We start from the raw sequence: 19,985 nt of genomic DNA, 5'->3' as shown, positions 1-19,985 counted from the left end.
CCCGGAGGATCGGGCAACTGGTTTACAAGTGCGCAAGTGCGCGGTTTTAGAAGCGGTAGTTGACGCCTAGGGTGAGCGAGCGCTCTGGCGCGGGTTGACGACCCCACGGGCTGGTGTCGATACCGCGGAAGTAGTACTCGCGGTTGAACAGGTTGCTGATGCCCGCGGACGCGGTCAGGACGCTTTTGTCTGCCAGCTCGAACTCACGCTCAATGGCGGTGTTCCAGACCCAGTAAGCAGGCAGTTTGCCCACGCTGGCAGTGGCATTTTCATCGCTTGAGTTAGCGGCATCGGTGTAAGCGCTGCTGATGTACAGACCGTCGAGGTTGTAGGTCCAGTGCTCGGCAAAACGGTAACGGCCGTCTATCGTGAACTGATTGCGCGAAGCGTACGGCACCTCGTTGTCTTTGAATGTGCCGTTGCGTTGCTTGGCGTCGAGGTAGGCATAGCTGGCGTGCAGGTCCAGATCAGGCATGGCTTGCGGCGTCCAGAAAATTTCGCTCTCGAAACCCTGATGACGCGTGCTGCCAAGGTTGTCGAAACGGTCGGTTCTGGCGTTGTAGATGATCTGATCGTCGAAATCGATGCGGTACAGATTTAAGTCGACGCGCAGGCCGTCCCACGGCGTATAGCGCACGCCGGTCTCGTAGTTCCACGCCAATTCGGCGCCGACATCGCCTTCCTTGACGATCTGCGTGACTTGCGGTGGACGCAGGGACTTTTGGGCGTTGGCGTAGACAAACCAGGCGTCGGTCGCCTGGTAACCCACCGTTAGGCCCGGCAGCCATTCTTCGGATTTGTTCTCGCGCGAGAACCCGGTGATGCCGTCTGCGTAATCCATGCGGGCGTTTTCGTAGCGCACGCCGGGGGTGATGGTCAGGCGATGATCGAGCAGACTGATGGCGTTGCTGAGGTAGAACGCGCGGGCGTCGTCATCGAACTTCCAGTCCCGGAACGGCGTCGTCACGCCGGTAGCGACGCGCTGGCGGTTGACCTTGTAGTCGATGTCTTCGCTGACATAACGGGCGCCCAGCAACCAGGTCTGGCCAACCGTGTCACCATCGATGGTGGCACTGATGCGCGGCTCCGTGCCCCAGACTTTAAAGTCGCGTGGGCCGTCCTGTTTGGTCACCGCCGTACCGTCCGGAGTGAACGGCAGGCCGAGCACGAAGTTGCGGTAGCTGTCGTGGGCGAAGTTGGTCCAGCTATATTCTACTGAGTCGAACGGCCCCATGGCGCCCAGGCGCTGGGTGTAGGTGCCCCACACGCGATTGGTGTCGCCCTCGAAGCGGTCCAGCGGACGCGTCGATTGCCGTGGATCATCCTTGTAATCCCGCACGCTGAGTGCTCCGGCCAGGTCCATATCGGCCTTGTAGTGCTGGATACCGAAGCTCAGATCGCGATCGTCGTCGATGTTCCACAGGCCGCGCAGACGGTAGTTCTGCACATCGGTGTCGGAGTGCTCGCGCCCGTATTCGCCACCCAGGGTATTGAGGTCCAGTTGCAGGCCGAAGTTGTCGGTCAGGTAGCCGCCGGTGCCCACATAGTTGTCCCACAACTGGCGCCCGCCAGCGTTGAACGTCAACTTCTCCTGCAGAGTGGTTTCCCACTCGCGCGGAATCGGCTTGCTGATGAAGTTGATCACCCCGCCAACGTTGTTCGGACCGTATTGCACCGCTGCGCCCCCACGCACGACATCAATACGGTCTACAGTGGCCATGGTCACTGGAAACAGCGAAAGACCCGTCTGGCCGTACGGCGCCAGTGCTAGTGGAATGCCATCCGACAACGCTTGAATCCGGCCGCTACGACTCTCGTACAGCCCGCGTACCGATATCTGTGGCAAGGCGCCGGTGCCGGTTTCGTCAAAGATCTTGATGCCCGGTACCCGTTGCAGCGCGTCGTCCACACCGCGGACGCTGGCTTTTTTCAGTTCGCTGGAGTCGACAACGCTGCGACTGCCGGCATAGGTACGCACCTCCTGATCGCTGGCCGTCCCGAGAACGTCACCCTGAATCATCATGGGTGCCAGTTCCATGTTACTGGCAGGTCTGGTGGACAAATCGACGGGTTGATCGGCGGCCATGGCACCGTGACAGATGCCCAAAGTGATAAGACTGAGTGAAAAATGTAGGGAGTTTGTTGTTGTTTTCATGTGGACTACGTTGGCTCATTTTTACTGTTGGAGAGAATGCAGGCGGGCTTTCAATGCGTTATGCAGCAAGCCCCGGTCTTCACCGCCCAGAAAGCTTTGGACCCCGCGAGCGCGCCACAGCGTGTTCTGTTCAGCAGTGCGGGGGTTAGCGCAGAATGGTATTGCGGCGCTGAGGCAGGCATCAGCCATGTATTGCAGCGTTTGCCAGACTTGGGAATTGAGCGGGTCGGGGCCTAGACCGAGATCGAGCGACAGATCCAGTGCGCCTTCCAGAATCATGCCGACGCCCGGCAGTTGCAGAATCTCGCCGAGAGCGTCGACCCCGGCGCGGCTTTCGATCATGGGAATAATAGGGGTCTGACGATTGGCCAGATCGATGTATTCGGGTAATGGCAGGCGACCGAAACCGGTAATGCGTCCGCCGGTTATTCCGCGTTTCCCTAAGGGGGGAAAGAACGCCGCTTCAATGGCGCGCTGAACTTGCGCAGCACTTTCGGTGCGTGAAAGGACAATGGCTTCGATGCCGGCATCCAGTGCCCGACCGATCAGTTTTTCGTCCACTTGAGGTATGCGCAGCCAAGGCGAAATGCCAGCGGCCTCACATGCGCGGACACAATGCATGATGTCTTCTTCGGAGCGCAGTAAGTGCTCAAGATCGAGAATAACGAAATCGTAGCCCGCAAACGCGAGCATTTCGCAGAGCATCGGTGAAGGTAGAGAATTGAGCAAGCCGTAGACGTTGTTCCCTGCTTGTAACCGGGAAAACACCGGAGAGGTTCGTATCATTGACGCATATCCTTCAGGGTGGATGCGCGTTAATAATAATCATTCACAATCATAAGTAAACATTTTTAGTCGCCGATTCGTGATATTCGTGATGGTCCTCATAAAAATCCCGTTCTTGGTGTAATGCTGTTCACTGATTCGCCCCGGATTCCCGCCACGACTCACCCGATGGCATATGAGGGGGCTGGGGCGATTTCTGAGTTTTGTAGCAGGCAGATGTTCTACGAGGTGGATGGACCGGCAGTGGTGACACGGCTCGAAGCCATGCTTCAGCACATGAAGAGTCTGGCTCCGTTTTGCTGCCCCGGTGTATCTGAGTAGTTTTTTTATCATTTCAATATATGCATGAGTGCGCATACATGAACATAATTAATGAGCCCACGGATGTCATCGTTATTGGTGCGGGCCAAGCTGGGCTCGCGTGCGGTTGGCATCTGCGGCAGCAGAACCTCAGGTTTCTAATCCTGGATGCCGAGAGCCAGCCAGGTGGAAACTGGCGCAATTACTACGACAGCCTGAGACTTTTTTCCCCTGCTGCTTACACATCGTTACCTGGGATGCCCTTTCCAGCTGAAGTCAAGCTGTTGCCGCCGCCGCACTATTGACCCGGGTGCCGACGCTATGCTGACCCCAGTCCAGCAGTCTGAAAAGCGAAATGCAACAACGTGTTCGGCGTTCGAAACAGGGTCAATTAAATTCCGGTACCTGGGTCAAAAGTGCATCGGCTGCAACACCAACCTTTTATATTGATCCCATTTGCTGCGCTGCAGAATTTATCGTCGGCAATACTGTGAGGTAGGGGTTATTCATAGGAACGTCATTGAACAACCGAAGAGGGTCATTCAGCAAATAGCCATGCAGCCTGCGTGATTTGCGCGGTCCGGTGACTTCACAGGTCCAGATGTTCAGGCCGTTCTCCTGCTTTCGGTGCAAGTCCAGCTTCTCGAAGCGCTTTTGCACCCACTGCCAGTCTGTCACCTTATCTTCTTTGGCGAAGACGGCTGACTGTGGGTGTTCCTGTGCGTAACGTTGAAACAGCCCAGGACTCACCAGGTACACGGTATCGGCCACGGTATGCACCAGAGCCTTCGCGTCATTGATGATCAGTTTGCGGCTATCAATGTGCTGACGCAGCCAGACCATGAAATGCTCGCCTGACGGCGGTGGTCGTGAGCCTCGTTCCTGTGAGGCAGATGCCGGTGACGTAGCAGGCGCATCGGATTCTTGTTGAACTAGCGCTTGTTTGGGTTCGTTGTTGCCCGGTGGTGAAGGTCGAATGTGGGCGTTATCCGGCGAGGTGAACAACTCCAGTAGGTCATCCAGTCCATCCGCAGAGGCCGCGGTTGCGGCTGGTATCACTGGTGCGGATGAAGGCCTTCCGTTCACCGTCATCGCAGCGGCTTCGCCACTGGGCGATGTGCTGCGGCCGGCCGTTGCTGAAACAGCTTCTTTCTGTACCACCTTCACGGTGCCGCTAAACGGCGGGGGCCGCTCTGCGCTTTCCCAGATCAGGGCAGGGGCCAGCCGCAGCAAGGTGAATGTATGCGACCAACCACCCTCACTCGTGATGACTGCCTTCCAGATGGCCTTGTCATCAACTGTTGGCTGAAGCATGCCGTGATCTTGCAGAACGTTGAATACTGCGGTGTTACTCGACGGGATCCCTTCGATGCCCTGCGAAAGCAGGTGCGCGCGCAGCTTGTCTGAGACTGTCTTGCTGACGAGCCATAAGGCGTCCTGTGTCAGCCAGCCGTCCGAGGCCTGTGGCTGGTTCAACCTCAGCTCCTCCTTGAGCAGGAACCGCAGGCCTTCAAGCAGTTTGCGTTGCAGTGCATGTTTCGGTGCCGCCATCACCCTGGCCGGATCGCTCCCCAACTCCTGAGCGACAGAGGCTCGGTCAGCCTGGGTTACGAGCTCACCGAGCACGCCGGCATGTTCATATTGGCCTGCCAGCACATACAGTAACGACGACCACAGAGCGGGATAGTCGCTGAGCCAGTCCAGGATGTGACCATCAAGCAGGCGGTTGTAGAGTAGTCCGGTCGCAGCACTGTGCAGCCGGTACTCACGCTCCTTGCGATAGCGGAAGCGGTACGGATGCAACAACGGTCCGTGCCAGGGGTGCCATGTGTTGCCGTCGGCATATTCCACATGAAGGTCGATTGCGATCTTGCCAATATCGTGCAGGAGCGCTGCGTAGGCAATGGCGGCTGTCCAGGCTTCGGCTTGTGCTACTTGGTCCTCTGGTGTTGTGCCTGCTGGAAGAAGGTGCGATTGCCGCAGCTTGAGCGCGTAGGCGACGATTTCCAGCCCGTGATCGAGCATGCCGCCTGGATAGGCGTGGTGATGGCTTTCCGAGGCGGGGAATTGCTGGACCAACTCGGCGTAGCGTTCAAGTGGTGCGAGATACAGGGACCTGAACTGCTTGCGTGAGAGCGAAGTACGTTGCCAGATGTGTTCCAGCAGCTTCTGCCGGCGTGGGGTGGCCAGCAACGATGCGGCCGACTCAGGCCGCGTCAGCCCCTTACCTTTTACAGCCGCTTCCGTGGGCGCCATCGGTGCCGACGCCGAGCGTTTTCGTTGGAACAGCGCGAACATGATGTCACCTGAAGTTGCGGTGGACGGGAGAGCCTTTTCCTTTTACGGGTAGAGCCTTTCCCCTTGCCCCCATTCCATTGACCCTTCCCAGCCCTTTGACCTTTATCGAAGCCTTTACATGTAGCTCGGCTCGGGGAGTCGCTCTACAAGCTATCCGGCACGGGGTCAGTCCTTTTTTTGAGGTAAGCGCGATCCGCCTACCGGGGTCTGAAGATCTCGCCAATCTGTCTTGACGAGGAAAGGAATATTCCTTACCGTTGGAAAAACTGTCATCTGAGGAGCACGCCACGCCATGGCAGCCATTCATGAACTAGCCACGCTCACATCGAAGGGCCAGATCACGCTGCCCAAGCCGATCCGTCAGGCGTTGGGCGTCGATACCGGCGGCAAGGTAGCGTTCGACCTGGGCGAGGATGGGCAGATTGTCGTCACCCGTGCGAATGCCGAGCACGAAGATCCGGTCATCGGCGCGTTTCTGAGTCTGCTGGCCCGCGATATCGAGGCTGGCCAGCATGTTCGCGGATTGCCGGATGAACTGGCTCACGCCATGCTGAAGCAGGCTGGGCATGACGTGAATTTGACTAACGATATTGACGGCGAAGTGGCGCTCTGATGCAGCGACATGGATGGACGCTACTCTTCCATGACTGTGTGATCGAGCAGTTGCAGAAGCTGTATGCCGCCGCGCAGCGCGCGGAGCAGAATGACCCGATAGGATTTGCATCCAATGCCAACTTCAAGCTGTTCCGAGCTCTGAGCCAACTGATGCTTGAAGTCGTTCCCGGTGAGCCGGCGTGCGATGAGTACCGTCAAGGCAACACACTGGGGCCGGAATACCGCCACTGGCGACGGGCCAAGATTGGGAGACGATTTCGGCTGTTTTTCCGTTACGACTCGAGGGCCAAAGTGATTGTCTATGCTTGGGTCAACGATGAGCAAATGCTGCGATCCTCGGGGAGCAAGTCCGATCCGTATGCGGTGTTTGAGAAGATGCTGGGCCGTGGAAATCCGCCAGACGACTGGGGCGCATTGGTGACAGCCTGCCGGCAGGATTGGAGCAAACTGGAGTAATTGTTCAAGGCGCGTAGCAGGTGATGACTATGAGCACGAGGACTCGCATCAGCAATGCAGAACGCTTCGGCCGCTGGTTCGGCCGCGGATGGTGCGCTTATGTACGCGGAGAACGGCGTGTATCGGGCTGGCTGGTTGCGCAGGGCGTGCCTGCGCCAGCGGCGGCTGTATTGATCTGGGGTGTCAAGCTCGCGGTACTGGCTGTGCTGCTCTACACCGCTTTCTGGCTGGCTCTGCTGCTGGTGTTCGGCGTGGCCGCAGCTGGGGTGGCTCGCAATATCGATTGGGATGTTGAGCAGGAGACCGAGTGGCGCACAGGTGCTAGCGGATTCGGTTTGTATCGTGGCGACGTTCGCATCGATATTGGCGATCCTAATGAGGACGATTGATACGCCGGACTCGCTTTTTATTTCAGGGGTCTCGAAATCGTCCCGGGTCCCTTGGAACCAGCGGATTTTGCCCCATCCGTTCCCATCGTCATCATCTGGACAAGATTTCCAGCGCGTACACCAGCCCAGCTTAATGCTCCTACCCAGAATCCGGGCAACACAATGAACATCGTCCCCATGACGAAGTTCAGCAACAGATCGCCAAAGGCGTTGTTCAACCCCATCACTGGATCGAAATTAGTGACGGGCCGATTCCAACCCCAGCCCGAGCCGTAGAGCGCGTCGAGGATGGTGCTGTCGATCCAGCGAGCGAGCTGGAACCAGAAGTCGACGAAGAACAGCGCAAACTGGACCACGCTGATGGCGACCACGGTCTTCAGGTCGTAGGTGCCCATCAACAGCACCAGCGGGATGCAGATCACCAGGGCCATCTTCAGCAGCGCGAGTACCATCGGCAGCGCTTGACGCACCACGTCCATCGCCGGAAATGCAGGAATGGCTCCCACCGCAAGACCTACGTCGCCAGTCGTGCGGGTAACAATGTTCGGCAGGGTCTTGTCGATCTGGCCACCATAGTCGGTGTAAACCGTTCCCTGATTGAGCTTCTGTTGGCGCGGGGAGGCGATCGCACGGATCACCGAGTTATCCACTTCGGCACGACTCAAGAATCCGGCCCATCCGGCCATTCGGTTGAGCAGGCTGGGGTCGACTTGGGCCAATAGCCGTGTGCGCAACCCGTTACTGCCATCGCTCCACCACTGATGACATGTTGGATAACCCGCGCCGCTCGGCACCTGTGCGAGTCCGGCGTCTCGGTTGCTATCGTAGGGCCAGCCATCACGGGGTGTCTTGGCATGGTATGTGTCGTAGAAACCGTTGGTGTTGACAAAGTAACTGGAGCCGATCCAGGTCACGTCATGCATCTGTGCTTCATCCAGTTCCGGTCGACTCATGAACAATTTCGCCCTGGCGGGTCCATAGCAGTCGTGGGTGAAGTCCGCCACGTCCTGTGCGAGGAGGGGGTCGTCAATGCGCGTAGTGTTGATGTCCATCCTCATTTGCCGCAGATCTGTTCCGCACGGGATCGCCGCCACCGAGGCCCCTGTCACCGCGCGGGAGAGCGTATGCATGAAGGCCCACCACACCGGCACCTTGGCGCTCTGGTTGTTGAGCGTGCTGAATGACTGCGACCAGCCGGTATCCATAGGTTGTGGAACATTTACCTGGCACTGTGCCGATCGCGCCTGGTCGTACTTGATCGTGCCGAGGTCGATATCGATAAACGGGATACCGGCGAACATCAGCACGACGATGGCCACCCAGATGCGGTTCTCGATGCGCATCGAGGACAATACGCCCTTGTTGCCTTCGTCGGCCCCTTCAGTACGTGCTTTGAGCCATTCCTGGATAATAATGGCTATAAAGGGAATGGCGAACACGCCGCTGGAGACCAGCACCGACAAGATGCCGTTGTGGACGATCCAGGCAACCAGCGTCAGGTAATACTCCAAGTAGTCGGTAGTGAAAAGCGTCATGTTCCACGTCTCCCGCTAGACCGCCTGCATCAGCAGGCTGGCCTCCAGTGCGATGATCGCGATGACGCCGGCGATCTCGGTACGTAGCAGCCGGCGCTGTGTCGAGGCATCCGACTCGCGTGCCAGCAGCCGACGGTGCATCCACATCCAGCCATAGCCCGTCGCCCCGTAGAGACAGAGCCGCCACAGCAGGAAGTAGCCCGCTGCGTCTGCCAGCCAGCGCTCCCAGCCGGCAATGCTGCCAACCAGATAGAGGCCGGCGATGTTGGCCGTCATTGCCAGCGCAACGAGCGGCAGCGTCCACAGCAAAGCCCTGGCAACGCGCTTGTTGAAGAGCCAGTGCGGCCGCAGCCATGCTGCGTTCATGGCGCGCCTCCTGGATGGGAGCGCTGTAACTGGTCGAGGCGATCCGGCACCGGGTCGCCCTCGTAGATACCACGCGAGCCTGACGCACGCGTACCATGGCGCTGAATGATCGTCATCGGCGAGTTGTTTGCCAGCTCGCGCCTGATCTCCAGTTCGGTTTTGAGGTTAAGGATCTCGCGGTCGAGCGTGTCGCTTTCATGATTGACCGCTTCGACGGCCAATTGGTTAGCCGCTACGTTGGGTTCTTTCTTGCCGGTTAATAGTGTGCGCTGCAGCAGCAGAGCCTTCTCCAGTACCGACGCCAGCGCCACCTCGGACGCCAGGCGGTGGGCGAGGACATCTTGGTCGGGCTCGTCACGCAGGGCTTCGATAACGCCGCGGGTAACCGGCAAGGATGTACTGCCGGCTGCACGCAAGTTCTCAGCGGTGGTATGGCGGGCGCCGCTGATCAATTCCTGCAGCGTTTCCAGCTTGGTCTCGTACTCTTCCTGAATCAGCGGCGTCAACCCGACGCCTGGCACGGTCTGGGTCTTGGTGCAGGTCTCGCAGGTGCGCTGCTCCTGTTCGCCGAGCACGCGTGTGGCCCAGTCGGTGGACGCTTGCGGCGACGACCAGGTCTGGCACGCCAGGCTGTTGCAGCTCGCCGGGTCGATGGATGTTGGGTCGGTTGCACTGCGGCCATTGACCAGGTTGTAGCCGGCACGCGTTACGTCGCTGATCACTTTGATCGACGGCTGGCCGGCACCGCCAGCATTGCCGCCGCCCACCCAAGGCACACCATCCTTGCCCCGGCTGGTTTCAGCCTGTTCGATGGCCGACACCGCGTCAGTGCTCGTCACCGCCTGGCGCAACGCCATGCCCTCGGCGAGCTGGCTCCAGCCCATCTGGCCGCCTGCCGTGTCGGCCATCTTCTCGGCCATCGCGCGGCAGGTCAGTTTTGAACGATCAAAATCGAGCCTGGCTTGAAGAATACCGTTGGTTAACAGATTGTAGAGGCCGGGGTCTGCCCGCTGAATGATCAGCGCCGGCAACGATGCGACCGCGCTTGTCGCGTTCTGGATCACGCTGCTCATGATGTTCTGAAAACCATTGGTGAGGCCGTTGAGCTGGTTCTGGATCGTGGTGCTGATGTTCATGTCGCCGCACATCAGGTTGCTGTTCCAGCCTGCGCCCACACCGAGAGAATGCAGGCCGGCCGCGCGGCTCATGGATACCGCGCTGCCGCCACCAATCGAATACATGAGGTCGTCGCCAATCACGCTGCCGCTGTTCTGGAAACCGTCGGTTTGGGCCGATACCAGGTTGCTGACCAGCACCAGCGTGGCGGCCAGAAGGGCCACCTGCCACCGCAACGGCAATGGGTGGAAGAGGGTGACAGGACGCTTCATTGTTTTCCCCTCAGTTGAAGTCTGTACTGCCGAAGAACGTCTGCCCGCGGCGTTCGCAACAGCTGTATGGGCGCCAAAGCGCCCAGGCATAATCACCTTGCTGGGCCTGGGTCAGTGGTTCGCTGTGGGGGAACACCACGCAGCTGTTGGAAAGACGCGGCGTCAGCTCCTGCCACTTGCCGCTCAAGGCATTGCTTTCCTCCAGCGCGCCGGCCGGCCAGTAACCGGGCTGCGAGTTCGCGAGCAATGGCTGATAGACATGCAATTGCCCCCGCCGGGTGACGATGTCTCCGGCGCGTTGGGCGACCACGGCGCCGGCCTTGTAATCGTCGACCTGATGCAGAAATCCGCCGCGCGGATAGACGGTACCCCACAGGTTGAACGTGCTGCGCGCGCCGATCTCGCGCATGCCCGGAATCAGGGCCTCTGGGTACACGGCTTCGGGTACGTTGTAGCGCCAGGCCACGGTGTCGAGCGTGCTCAGCAGGTACGGCATGAACGCCGTGCCGGCACCTTTGCAGGCGTAACCTGAGGTGCTGGCAAATTGGCCGAACACATGGCCGCCGGGATGACCGATCACGTCGGCGTTCTTGAACTTCGCCATGTTGCTTTCATTGTCATGGTTAGTCGTGCCGTCGCCGCCTGCCTGGGCCGTCACGTTGGGTGCGCTCATGGCCCGCACTTCGAGCCACGGGTTCTCACCGGTGTTGGAGTAATTCGAAACCACGGCATCCGGAATATAGTGGCGCACCTTGGTGGAGGTCCGCACCGAGCAGCCGAACGGCGTGCAGAATAGCCAATAGCAGATCCCTACCACTCGGTATTCCAGGCACGATGGGGACAAAGTGGAAGACACGATGGTCGCGGTGTTGAGCGCGAATGATGACGAGGCGGCCGTCAACAAAATGGTGGCGATGCCGGTACGCCGAAGACGGGCACACTTCATGGTTGAGTCCTCCGGTAGGCCTCGATGCGTGCGATCGCCTTGGCGACGCCCGGCTCGCCATAAACTACGTAGCGTTGATCCACGACGATGGCGGGAAGGGTGGTGATGCCCAGGCGCCAGGCATCGGTCACGTCCTGGTAGGTCCTGGCCAGACGCTGCTCCAGCGTGGGGCCGCCGTGCTTGAGGCGCTGCTGTACCAACAGTGACGCTTGCTGGACATCACTTGGAAGATCGGTCGACAGTTCGGCTTCAATACGCGCGGGTGCATCCAGCTCGATCAATCGGTCAGGTGTACCTTGCACGGGATGTTGGCGGTCGCTGATGACCCATATATCCATTGCACTAGCCGCAGAGGCACACAGCGCTATGGCCAAGGCCAGGCACCTGATCGGGCCGGGGGAAAGAGAACACAACATGGCGCAGTATCCGGTGGTTCGTGACCTCGGTAGTGCAACGCATCGCGCTTAACGCGACGACAAACAATCGGAAATGGGAGGTGCCCGGTTTCCATGCGCCAATGAATCGCGGTATTTCGTGGACCGCAGATGCCCCATCGAAAGCATCGCTTCCGATGGGGGGTTGGAGCGTCAGCAAGCTGGCGCGAAGAGGATCAGATCAATCCGTGTTCGGCGAACGAATAAGGATCGCCTTTCCCGATGATGAAGTGATCCAGCAGACGGATATCGACCTGTCCCAATATCTCCTTCAATCGCTGGGTCAACGTTTCGTCCGCCGTACTGGGTTCAGTGCAGCCGGAAGGATGATTGTGGCAGAGCACCAGAGCGGCGGCGTTATAGTCCATACAGCGCTTGAGCACCACCCGTGGATAGACGCTGGCGCTGTCGATAGTGCCTTGGAACAAAGGCTCGTAGGCCAGCACCTGATGCTTCGAATCGAGGAACACGGCGCCAAAGACCTCATGCGGCTGTGCTGCGATTTTCAGCTGCAGGAAGTTGCGCACATCTTCCGGGATTTGCAGCGAGGGGCCACGAGTGAACACTCGCTGCTCAAGGATGAGCAATGCCTGTTCGATGATTTTATCGTCCTCCGGTGTGAAGACGGGACCGAGTGAAGCGCTACCACTGATCATGGCGAGGGATGTGGACATGGGAACCTCCTTTAGGAATTGGAGGCAGCCGTCCCTGGAGGGCGGACCCTCCGGGGACAGTGACGATAGGCATCCGCCACCGCTTGCGCGGATGGCCGTTCGCTCGGGGATGCGTGGCGAACTGGCGTGCAGTCAACGCGGTCGAAACCGCGGCATAGCCTTGAAGACTGCGGGCTATCTGGGCATGTCGCCGACGACGTCGGCAGGTATTTGGTGATGAGGTTGTGCTGTGCTTGGCGCTGTACCGTTGGCAACCAATAGGTCCAAGGCTGACAGTAACGCGTCGCCTTCGGCCGGGCCGGCCAGGATCAGTGACTGGCCGCTGTGGTGGTCGATCAGGTGCAGGGTCGGGGTGGCGCTCACGCCGCCATGGCGTGCTTCGTTGGCCTGCGCCTGGATGATGGTGTCGGGCCGCTTACTGGCGAGGCAGGCTTGCACGGTGGGGTCCTGGCCGGGGTACTCGGTATCGGGCGGCAGGCCCTGGCCATCGCTGCGGGTATGCTGGTAGATCCAGCTGATGGCTTGCCAGAACGCATCATGGCCGTGGGACTCGCCGATGCATTCGGCCAGACGCGCCTGTCGAGTCGCTGCCGGCTCGTGCATGGCTAGCGGCAGGTGGTGCCATTGCAGATTCACCTCCGGGTGCTGGTCGATCCAATGCCGCAGGATGGGGTCATAGGTCTTGCAGTAGGGGCATTCGAGGTCGGCGTATTCGACAATGGTGAAGCGCGCATTCGTGCGTCCATAGCGCCAGGGTGGGCCGGCCGGGTGCTGCGCAGCGGTGGCGTCCGACGTGTGGGTTGTCTCATGGTTGGCCCACGACCAAAGCCAGAGCACGAGCAGGCCAGCAATCACCCAGCCCAGCAGCCAGACTCCGCACGACCAGCGACGGTCGAGGAGAAGAGTGGGCGAAGGCATGGCGGGCTCCTCGACGTCAATCAAACAGGTCGTAGCGCAGCGGCTCGATGCCCCGCGCCCGGTCGATCTGCTCGGCAACCCGTAGCGCGGCTTCCAGTTCACTGATGCCGTGCTGCTGCATCAATTGAAAACGTTCGGCCTTCTCTTCGGGTTCCGTCATTGCCAGCGCCAGGTACAGGCTGGGCGGTACCGCACGGAACAGCAACTCCATTGATTTTGACAAAATTACCCCCTCGGTGAATTTTCCGGCTTCCTTGCGCGCGGACAGCATCAGGGCCTTCTGCGAGGCGTTCAGTTCGCGAAACCGGGCAATCTTCTCCACCTCGTCCGGGGGCATGCTCAGGCAAATCCACCACTCGATCATGTTGAGCATGGGTTCGGCGGCTTTCGGCAGGTCGTCCAGGTTCTGCGTTGCCAGCCAGTACCAGGCGCCCAATTTGCGCCACATCTTGGTGATCTTGACCACGTAGGGCGCGAGCAGCGGATTCTTGGTGATGATGTGACCTTCATCGGTGACATTGATGATCGGGCGGCCGAGGAACTGGTCGCGCTCGGCGATGTTGTTGACGGTGTTGATCAGCGAGATGTAGGCAATCGACAGCTGCGCGTTGTAGCCCTCGCGCGCGAACGTCGCCAGGTCAACAACCGTGATATCGGCCTCCGGCCAGGGCGTCCCCGGCCTGTCGAACATCTCGCCATCGACGCCCTGGCAAAACATGTCCATCGCATCGGCCATTTCCAGCAGACGGGTACGGCGTGTCTCGGGTAACGTCGAATCACGACCGCGTTCGCGCAGCGCATTGCGTACATCACGGGTCAGTACCGTGCGTTTTTCTATCACGCAGTGATGGGCGGCCTCGAGGATGCACTGGCGGATCAGGCTGCGATCGGCGCGGGTCATCCTGGCTTCCTCTTTGTCCTCCCCGCCGGTGATCATCAATCGTGCGGTGATCTCCAGTTCACCCAGCACATCACGTTGCTCGTCACCACTGGCATCGCCCTCGGCGGATTCTTCATCGAGCGCGTCGGCATCGAGTGTCTGGACCTGGCTGGGCGTGTCGACCAGGCGCCAGGCGTCCGCGAACGGCGCAAGGCTCACGCCTGCGCCAGGAGCAAGCCTGACACGATGCACCGACAGCCCCAGGCGCGCGGCGAATTCACCGTAGAGGCCAAAACTGTTACCGGCTTCCACGATGAACAGCCGTGGCCGGTAGATGGCGGTGATCTGGTTGAGAATGTTGTTGAGCGTGGCCGACTTGCCTGAACCGGTGGGGCCAAACAGGAACAGGTGCGCATTCATCTGGCGGTCGAGTCGGTTCAATGGATCAAAGGTGATCGTGCCGCCGCCACGGTTGAAGAAGGTGATCCCGGGGCGGCCGGTGCCGGCACTGCGCCCCCAGGTCGGTGCCAGATTCGCTACATGCTGCGCGAACATGAGCTGCGTGTACCACTGACGTTTGTCGTTGCCCGGGTCATAGACACAGGGCAACCAGCGCAGGTAGCTGTTGAGCGGCGCGACTTCATCCTCTTCGCGTACCGGTTGCAGGCCCGCGTTGAGCAGGACGTTGCCCAGTTGCAGACCGCGGGTATCGAGGTCTGCCACGTCCTGACCCCGCAGGTAGAACGCCAGCGAGGCGCGATACAGCTTGTGTGCACTGCCAATCAGCCCGCGCGCCTGCTGGACGTCCTTCAATGCCTGTTCCGAGGCCAGGGTTTCACCAACTGCCTTTTTCGCCAGGTGATTCAGGTGCGCCTCGAGGATGTCCTGCGGCGTGACGACCATCGTCAGGCACATCACGGTGTCTTCGGGCATCTGATCCATCAGGGCATTGATCGCATCACCGCCCTTGCGGGTTTCCCCGGTGATGTGCCCGGTGTTGGGCGGCGTGCGCAACCGGTCGACAACAACGGTCCGGTGGGGCAGGTCGTCGAAGTACCACAGGCCGTTTTCGACGTCAGAGCGGGGCTGGCCGAAAAACAGGCGCTGCGCGAAATCCGTACCACTGGCCAGTTCCAGCTCGCCGGGTTCGGACTCCGTCGGATAGGACGTGAGGCGGTAGAAGCGTTCGCGGTCTTCTAACGTGGGGCCGAGCATTGTCGGCCGAGGGTTGAACCAGAGTACCAGCCAGGCATGAATATCTGCCGCCTGCAGGCGACGGGCGCGTATGCCCGCATTGGACAGACCCCCGAGCAGCCGGTCGCAAATGACATTCAATGCCTGCTCGGGGGATTGCCCGCGTCGGGCGCGCGTACTCCCAGCACGCCGATACACCACCAGGCGGACGCGGCGCGTTTGGCCGCGCCAGGGTAACTTGGTGACTGTGCGGTCCTCGAACAGGCCGCCCTGCTTGGCAACGGCCCGCAGATGGTGACCGAAAAAGCGCAGGTAGAACTCGCTGAAGGCGCTGCCCTGTGCCCGTGGCTGGAGATAACTGCGCAGGGAGGCAAGGTACGGGTTCCAGTCGGTCTCGTCCTGAGCGTAGAGCTGCATCACCCAGGGCGAGTCATCCAGTTCATCGAAACTGTCCTGTAGTGCGTTTTCCAGGGCGTCGCGCGCCTGGGCAAGCCAGGCCGCCTCACGACCCTCAGTACCGACGGGTATCAACTCAAAAAATGCCGCGACGGAGACGCCGTCTTCGAGCAGCATGCATTTTGAATCGGGCAGGTATTCGACCCAGGGCAACAGATCGGCAAACGAGGGCGCGACGTCATAAAGCGCCTGCTCGTCGGCCTGTGTTGCGGAACGCTGCCTCCGGACGCCGATCTTGCCCGGTACCGGAATACCGTGCGCTTGCAGTTCGGCAACATGGCGCTCCCAGGCATCCGGGGTTGGCCTGTCTGCCTGAGCCGCCTCAGGTACGCGGGAGAATGGCCAGCGCATCAGTAATCCTCAACCCGCTCACCGGACATGGCGTACTGGACCCGCTGGTACAGGGGAAAGACGGTTGTGTACCCGGGAACGGGAGCGGGATCAGTGCCTGCCAGATGAGGAAAGACGTACATTACAAGGTCCGGATTGGGCAGGCGGTGGAACTGCCGGTAGATCTCGTTCTGCGCGGTGCGGGTATAGCTTGCGTTGACAGTCGGCGCAGCGTTCACATCGTCTTGCGTGAGTGACCGGCGCAGCGACTGCCGGGCGTCCAGCAACTGCTGGGCACTCTGCCCGCCACGCGCGGCACCTCCGGTCTCCTCGTTCCAGATATCGAGCATGGTGTTGCCGTCATGCGGCAGCATCTTTTCCTTGCTGGTCGAGCAGCCGGCCAAGGCCGCGGCCACCATGAGGACCGTTAGGCCGTTAATCCAGATCCTGCGCATGGGGAGCGCCTCCTAAACGGTGATCGACGCGACGACCTTTGGGGGCGTAGTCGATGGTGAGGGGTTGTTCGAGATGGACGGCGACCTGGGCGCCGGGCTTGACGTAGACGGCGGCGAAGGCCTGGCCGTAGAGCTTGTTCACCCACTGCGACATGTCCTGCACACCGCCCGCGAGGATGCGGCCCACCGCTTCGTTGCCGGTAATACCCACGGTGCCCATTGAGCCGTTGTTGTTGGCCGCCACGGCGACGCTGTCATTGTCCGATTTGATCAGCGATGCGGCCCCGGCACCCGCCGCCGTAATCAGCGCCTGACTGCCGAGGTACTGCTGGGCGTTGCTGCGGCGTTCACCTGAAACGCACGGGATGCCATAGGAATCGCTGATCCAGCCCAGACCCTCCTGGGTAGCGTTGCTGCCCCTGTTGTCCTGCTGCCGGTTGCCACCGCGCTCGCCCTCTTCGGGCACAGTGCGGATGGTGCCGTCATGGAACACGAACGTCACACTGCGGACCTGGCCGCGCACGCAGGACAGCGTCCAGTCGCCTGATGCGGTACCGCTGACTACCGCGCCGGCCACCTCGGGGAGGTCGATGCCGTTGGCGGTGAGGTTGTCGGGACCAATGAGGACCTTGAACGGGTAGGGGTCATTCACCGTACCGTCCACTGGCACGCGCCCGATCAAGGCAGTCATCGCAATCGAACCCATCAGCGTCGCGTTGGTTGGTACGGTGTAAACCGGCGTTGCGGTGGATACACCCGCCGCCTTGCTGCCAGCTTCCACGATGGTCTCCCGGGTCGCTTCCAGCGTCTTCTGCGCGGGCCCGAAACGGGTGGGGAAGCTGAAGCTGTCGCGCTTGCCGGAGGCGCTACTTTTGCCATCGCGCCTGGCATCGTCCGGTTCAATCCAGTGAATACCGTCACTGCCGAGTCCATCGCCGTCCCCGGGTTGCAGGCCCAGACCGATGGGAAGGTCGGCATCACCACGCTGACTGGACAGCCCTTCGATTTGGCGCTGCAGATCCTGCAGCAGGCCCTGGGCTTGCTGCCGCTCGCCGGAGACCTGTTCGCGGTCGTTGCGCAACTGGTTGCGTTCAGTCTCCAGCGCACTTTGGATGCGCCGGTCAATTGAGCCTTCACGCTGACGCAACCGCTCGTTTTCAGACTTCTGCGTTTTGTTGTCCGCCATCGCACCCTGCAATTCGGTACGCAGTTGTTTGACCTGACCTACCAGCGTCGCCACGGTGTCGCGGGGCGTATCGCCCTCGATACCCAGTGCCTTTGCCTCTTGCGACGTCAGCCGGGGAGTGCCGTCATGGGCCGGTTGGCCGTGATCGCCGGAAAACAACTTGATTCCGACGAACACCAGCAAGAGCGCCATGGGCACCATCAGCCACTTCAGCAGGCCATTACCTTTCATGACGAGCTCCGTCCTTCGGGGTTGGCGTTGAGGGGGACGGCAGGTTCAGCACCGCATTGATCGGGCTCACCCTCGGCAACAGAGATTCGGCCACGCCATGCCCTCGGGTCACCAGGTAAACCACCGAGGTGTCTTCCGGGGTACCGACAGGGCCCAGGGCTGAATGCTGAAACGTTGCGGTCATGAAATCACCCTGCAGTTCGCGCGGATCCAGGGCGAGCCAGCGGGTCGACCTGTTGGCCAACCTGACGGCGGTCACCCACAGATCATCCAGCCGCCAGGCGGCGATGGCTCTGGCCTGAACGGGCAGGGTGGGCAGCAGCGTGTCCAGGGGCAGATGGCGGCGCAGGTTCACGCGTGCCACGCCGGGAACGGACTCGACTGTGCGCAGCGGTGCGTACAGGTTCTGCGCGGCGTAGCGGGTCAGCACCACGGGCACGGGTGTTTCATGGGCAGCACGAGGTGGGCTGGTCGTCTCGGCGCTGCCATCAGAAGCCTGGGATGTCTGCGCCTCGCCGTAGCGTTGAGTCGGGCCCTCAGTCTCAACAATACGCACGGGCTCCATCGCCGCCTGGCCTGCCACAGCGGACTCGGCCGCGATGTCCAGCAGGATCAGTGTCCCGTTGTCATCATCCTGCAGTTGCAGGCGTGTTGGTTCGATGGGCTCACTGGCGCGCAGATAGAGCGCACCACCGGCACTTTGTACCCGCAGGCGTCCGGTGAGCGAGGCAGGCACCCCCACGCGGACGTTGCGGTCGATGAACACGATCCGCTCTTGATCCACGACCAGGGAAACCGCCAGGGGTAGGCGCTCCCAGCGCAGGATCTCCACGGCGTGGACTGCCGGCGACAGCACAACGGTGAGCTGCAGGCTGAAGGCACAGAGCAGGTGTTTCATGGCGTTTCTCCCATAGCGCCACCCAGCCCGCCCGGCGTGGTTCTGGCAGGTGTGACAGGGTCGGGGCTGATGATGCGTTGCGGTGCGCCGCTGTAGCAGTCCAGGGCCAGGCCGAAAGGGTTGCGCTCGGGGTCGACGTCCACCCGTACGACCTTGAGGGGGTAGCGAACAAGGGCCCGCTTGACTTGCTCGGCACCGTAGTATTCATCCGCCGTCACATCAAGCGTGACGATCCAGTCGCGGTCAGAGACGACTTTCACCCGCTGGGTCGGGTTCTCGCCGTAGCCGCGCCCCGGGATCTCATAGAGGCCTCGTACCCGCTGACGCAACTCACCTGCCGTACGGCGGTATTCATAGTCGTTGCGCAGAAAGGTCTGGCAGGCGGGGGTAAAGTAGGGCGCCAGTACATGGATGTTGCGCGCATAGTCTTCGTCACCGTTGGTGGGCCAGCGCTGGAGTTGCTGCCAGATGTAGAAAGAGAAGGCATAGACGCTTTCGGGTGGCACTTCCCACCACTTCCGGGTACTGCCGGAGCGCAGGTCGGGGGGGACGTGCACGGTCAGGTCACGCGGTGCGCTCCACCAGCCGCCGCCCATCACCAAGACGATGACAAGTAGTGCGCCAAGCCCCAGTCGTAGGGTCCTGATGTGCGACTGGAGGTGGGTAATTTCGTTCTTGAACCGGCTCACGCTGCCTTGGTCCTGCGCGTGCTCCAAGAACCCGAGCTGATCACCAGGGCGTGCGCGCCCACAAAAGCGGCTAAGGCTGGATAACGCTGTGCGATCCGCCACTGCAGTTGGCGATACAGCCAGGTGTCGGGTCTGCCACGTTTCTGGCGACGCAGCATGCCTCCACCTGCAAACACCCCGGCAGCGATGCCCAGCATGATGGCCGTGGGCACGATGGCAATCGTCGAAAACACAAAGGCCAGCGGCACGCCTACCACCAGACTGCCTGCTGCCGACAGCCCGGCGCAGATCCACAGCTCGTCTGCGGTAAGGCCGCGGACGACCACGGGGTGACGGTTGAGACGGTGTGGAAGAAACACCACCGTCCCGTCAGGCCGAATGTCCTGATGCGTGCTCATGGCATGAC

The 19,985-nt window shown here is 60.7% G+C and carries 19 protein-coding genes and 1 pseudogene; 4 read left to right on the top strand and 16 right to left on the bottom strand.

Features of this window, described 5'->3' with window-relative positions; genetic code table 11:
- Nucleotides 1–46 precede the first annotated feature (46 nt).
- On the bottom strand, nucleotides 47–2,155 hold the full coding sequence (locus FIV38_RS14305; protein ID WP_092234862.1) for a TonB-dependent receptor family protein: 2,109 nt from the start codon (nucleotides 2,153–2,155) through the stop codon (nucleotides 47–49).
- A 21-nt stretch (nucleotides 2,156–2,176) separates the two neighbouring features.
- On the bottom strand, nucleotides 2,177–2,941 hold the full coding sequence (locus FIV38_RS14300; RefSeq protein ID WP_167362630.1) for an HpcH/HpaI aldolase family protein: 765 nt from the start codon (nucleotides 2,939–2,941) through the stop codon (nucleotides 2,177–2,179).
- Between the two features lie 359 nt (nucleotides 2,942–3,300).
- Between FIV38_RS14300 and FIV38_RS14290 the strand changes: the two are divergent.
- Nucleotides 3,301–3,543, top strand: a pseudogene (locus tag FIV38_RS14290) (FAD-dependent oxidoreductase); the annotation flags it as partial.
- A 139-nt stretch (nucleotides 3,544–3,682) separates the two neighbouring features.
- Here the strand turns inward: FIV38_RS14290 and mobH are convergent.
- Complete coding sequence (gene mobH / locus FIV38_RS14285) at nucleotides 3,683–5,539, bottom strand: MobH family relaxase (protein WP_092234865.1); 1,857 nt, start codon at nucleotides 5,537–5,539, stop codon at nucleotides 3,683–3,685.
- Nucleotides 5,540–5,831: 292 nt separating this feature from the next.
- Here mobH and FIV38_RS14280 point away from each other — a divergent pair, with 292 nt between their 5' ends.
- The 3 genes from FIV38_RS14280 to FIV38_RS14270 are packed head-to-tail and all read left to right on the top strand — an operon-like array spanning nucleotide 5,832 to nucleotide 6,999.
- The gene (locus FIV38_RS14280) at nucleotides 5,832–6,152 is read left to right on the top strand and encodes a type II toxin-antitoxin system PrlF family antitoxin (RefSeq protein ID WP_092234868.1); all 321 of its coding nucleotides are present in this window, start codon (nucleotides 5,832–5,834) and stop codon (nucleotides 6,150–6,152) included.
- Nucleotides 6,152–6,610 carry a type II toxin-antitoxin system YhaV family toxin gene (locus tag FIV38_RS14275; RefSeq protein WP_092234871.1) on the top strand — a complete coding sequence of 153 codons (459 nt, stop codon included), beginning with the start codon at nucleotides 6,152–6,154 and terminating at the stop codon, nucleotides 6,608–6,610. Before FIV38_RS14280 ends, FIV38_RS14275 begins: the two co-directional genes overlap by 1 nt.
- Nucleotides 6,611–6,633: 23 nt before the next feature.
- Nucleotides 6,634–6,999, top strand: coding sequence for a DUF3742 family protein (locus FIV38_RS14270; protein WP_461511523.1), 366 nt, complete (start codon nucleotides 6,634–6,636; stop codon nucleotides 6,997–6,999).
- A gap of 17 nt (nucleotides 7,000–7,016) precedes the next feature.
- Here FIV38_RS14270 and FIV38_RS14265 read toward each other — a convergent pair whose 3' ends face one another.
- The 13 genes from FIV38_RS14265 to FIV38_RS14205 form a co-directional block, all read right to left on the bottom strand.
- Nucleotides 7,017–8,534: a conjugal transfer protein TraG N-terminal domain-containing protein gene (locus FIV38_RS14265; protein WP_092234876.1), complete on the bottom strand. Its 1,518-nt coding sequence runs from the start codon at nucleotides 8,532–8,534 to the stop codon at nucleotides 7,017–7,019.
- A 15-nt stretch (nucleotides 8,535–8,549) separates the two neighbouring features.
- Nucleotides 8,550–8,900 carry a hypothetical protein gene (locus FIV38_RS14260; RefSeq protein WP_092234879.1) on the bottom strand — a complete coding sequence of 117 codons (351 nt, stop codon included), beginning with the start codon at nucleotides 8,898–8,900 and terminating at the stop codon, nucleotides 8,550–8,552.
- Complete coding sequence (locus FIV38_RS14255) at nucleotides 8,897–10,288, bottom strand: integrating conjugative element protein (RefSeq protein ID WP_092234882.1); 1,392 nt, start codon at nucleotides 10,286–10,288, stop codon at nucleotides 8,897–8,899. Before FIV38_RS14255 ends, FIV38_RS14260 begins: the two co-directional genes overlap by 4 nt.
- Nucleotides 10,289–10,298: 10 nt before the next feature.
- Nucleotides 10,299–11,234 (bottom strand): TIGR03756 family integrating conjugative element protein, encoded by a 936-nt coding sequence (locus tag FIV38_RS14250; RefSeq protein WP_092234885.1) that lies wholly within the window; start codon nucleotides 11,232–11,234, stop codon nucleotides 10,299–10,301.
- Nucleotides 11,231–11,650 carry a TIGR03757 family integrating conjugative element protein gene (locus FIV38_RS14245; RefSeq protein WP_092234888.1) on the bottom strand — a complete coding sequence of 140 codons (420 nt, stop codon included), beginning with the start codon at nucleotides 11,648–11,650 and terminating at the stop codon, nucleotides 11,231–11,233. The genes FIV38_RS14250 and FIV38_RS14245 overlap by 4 nt, the downstream gene beginning before the upstream one ends.
- A 194-nt stretch (nucleotides 11,651–11,844) precedes the next feature.
- Nucleotides 11,845–12,342, bottom strand: coding sequence for a RadC family protein (gene radC, locus FIV38_RS14240; protein WP_092234890.1), 498 nt, complete (start codon nucleotides 12,340–12,342; stop codon nucleotides 11,845–11,847).
- Between the two features lie 174 nt (nucleotides 12,343–12,516).
- Nucleotides 12,517–13,260: a DsbA family protein gene (locus FIV38_RS14235; protein WP_092234893.1), complete on the bottom strand. Its 744-nt coding sequence runs from the start codon at nucleotides 13,258–13,260 to the stop codon at nucleotides 12,517–12,519.
- 16 nt (nucleotides 13,261–13,276) lie between these two features.
- The gene (locus FIV38_RS14230) at nucleotides 13,277–16,141 is read right to left on the bottom strand and encodes a conjugative transfer ATPase (RefSeq protein ID WP_092234896.1); all 2,865 of its coding nucleotides are present in this window, start codon (nucleotides 16,139–16,141) and stop codon (nucleotides 13,277–13,279) included.
- On the bottom strand, nucleotides 16,141–16,575 hold the full coding sequence (locus tag FIV38_RS14225) for a TIGR03751 family conjugal transfer lipoprotein (RefSeq protein WP_092234898.1): 435 nt from the start codon (nucleotides 16,573–16,575) through the stop codon (nucleotides 16,141–16,143). The genes FIV38_RS14230 and FIV38_RS14225 overlap by 1 nt, the downstream gene beginning before the upstream one ends.
- Entirely contained in the window at nucleotides 16,556–17,992 is a 1,437-nt protein-coding gene (locus FIV38_RS14220; protein ID WP_092234901.1) for a TIGR03752 family integrating conjugative element protein, read from the bottom strand. Before FIV38_RS14220 ends, FIV38_RS14225 begins: the two co-directional genes overlap by 20 nt.
- Nucleotides 17,982–18,890 carry a TIGR03749 family integrating conjugative element protein gene (locus FIV38_RS14215; RefSeq protein ID WP_092234904.1) on the bottom strand — a complete coding sequence of 303 codons (909 nt, stop codon included), beginning with the start codon at nucleotides 18,888–18,890 and terminating at the stop codon, nucleotides 17,982–17,984. Before FIV38_RS14215 ends, FIV38_RS14220 begins: the two co-directional genes overlap by 11 nt.
- Nucleotides 18,887–19,579: a PFL_4703 family integrating conjugative element protein gene (locus tag FIV38_RS14210; protein WP_092234908.1), complete on the bottom strand. Its 693-nt coding sequence runs from the start codon at nucleotides 19,577–19,579 to the stop codon at nucleotides 18,887–18,889. The genes FIV38_RS14215 and FIV38_RS14210 overlap by 4 nt, the downstream gene beginning before the upstream one ends.
- On the bottom strand, nucleotides 19,576–19,977 hold the full coding sequence (locus tag FIV38_RS14205; RefSeq protein WP_092234911.1) for a TIGR03750 family conjugal transfer protein: 402 nt from the start codon (nucleotides 19,975–19,977) through the stop codon (nucleotides 19,576–19,578). The genes FIV38_RS14210 and FIV38_RS14205 overlap by 4 nt, the downstream gene beginning before the upstream one ends.
- Nucleotides 19,978–19,985: the final 8 nt, after the last annotated feature.

The sequence above is a fragment of the Pseudomonas proteolytica genome, assembly GCF_007858275.1.
Taxonomy (GTDB): Bacteria; Pseudomonadota; Gammaproteobacteria; order Pseudomonadales; family Pseudomonadaceae; genus Aquipseudomonas; species Aquipseudomonas proteolytica.
The sequence above is the reverse complement of the archived record's forward strand: the minus strand, read 5'-3'. Positions and strand labels throughout refer to the sequence as shown.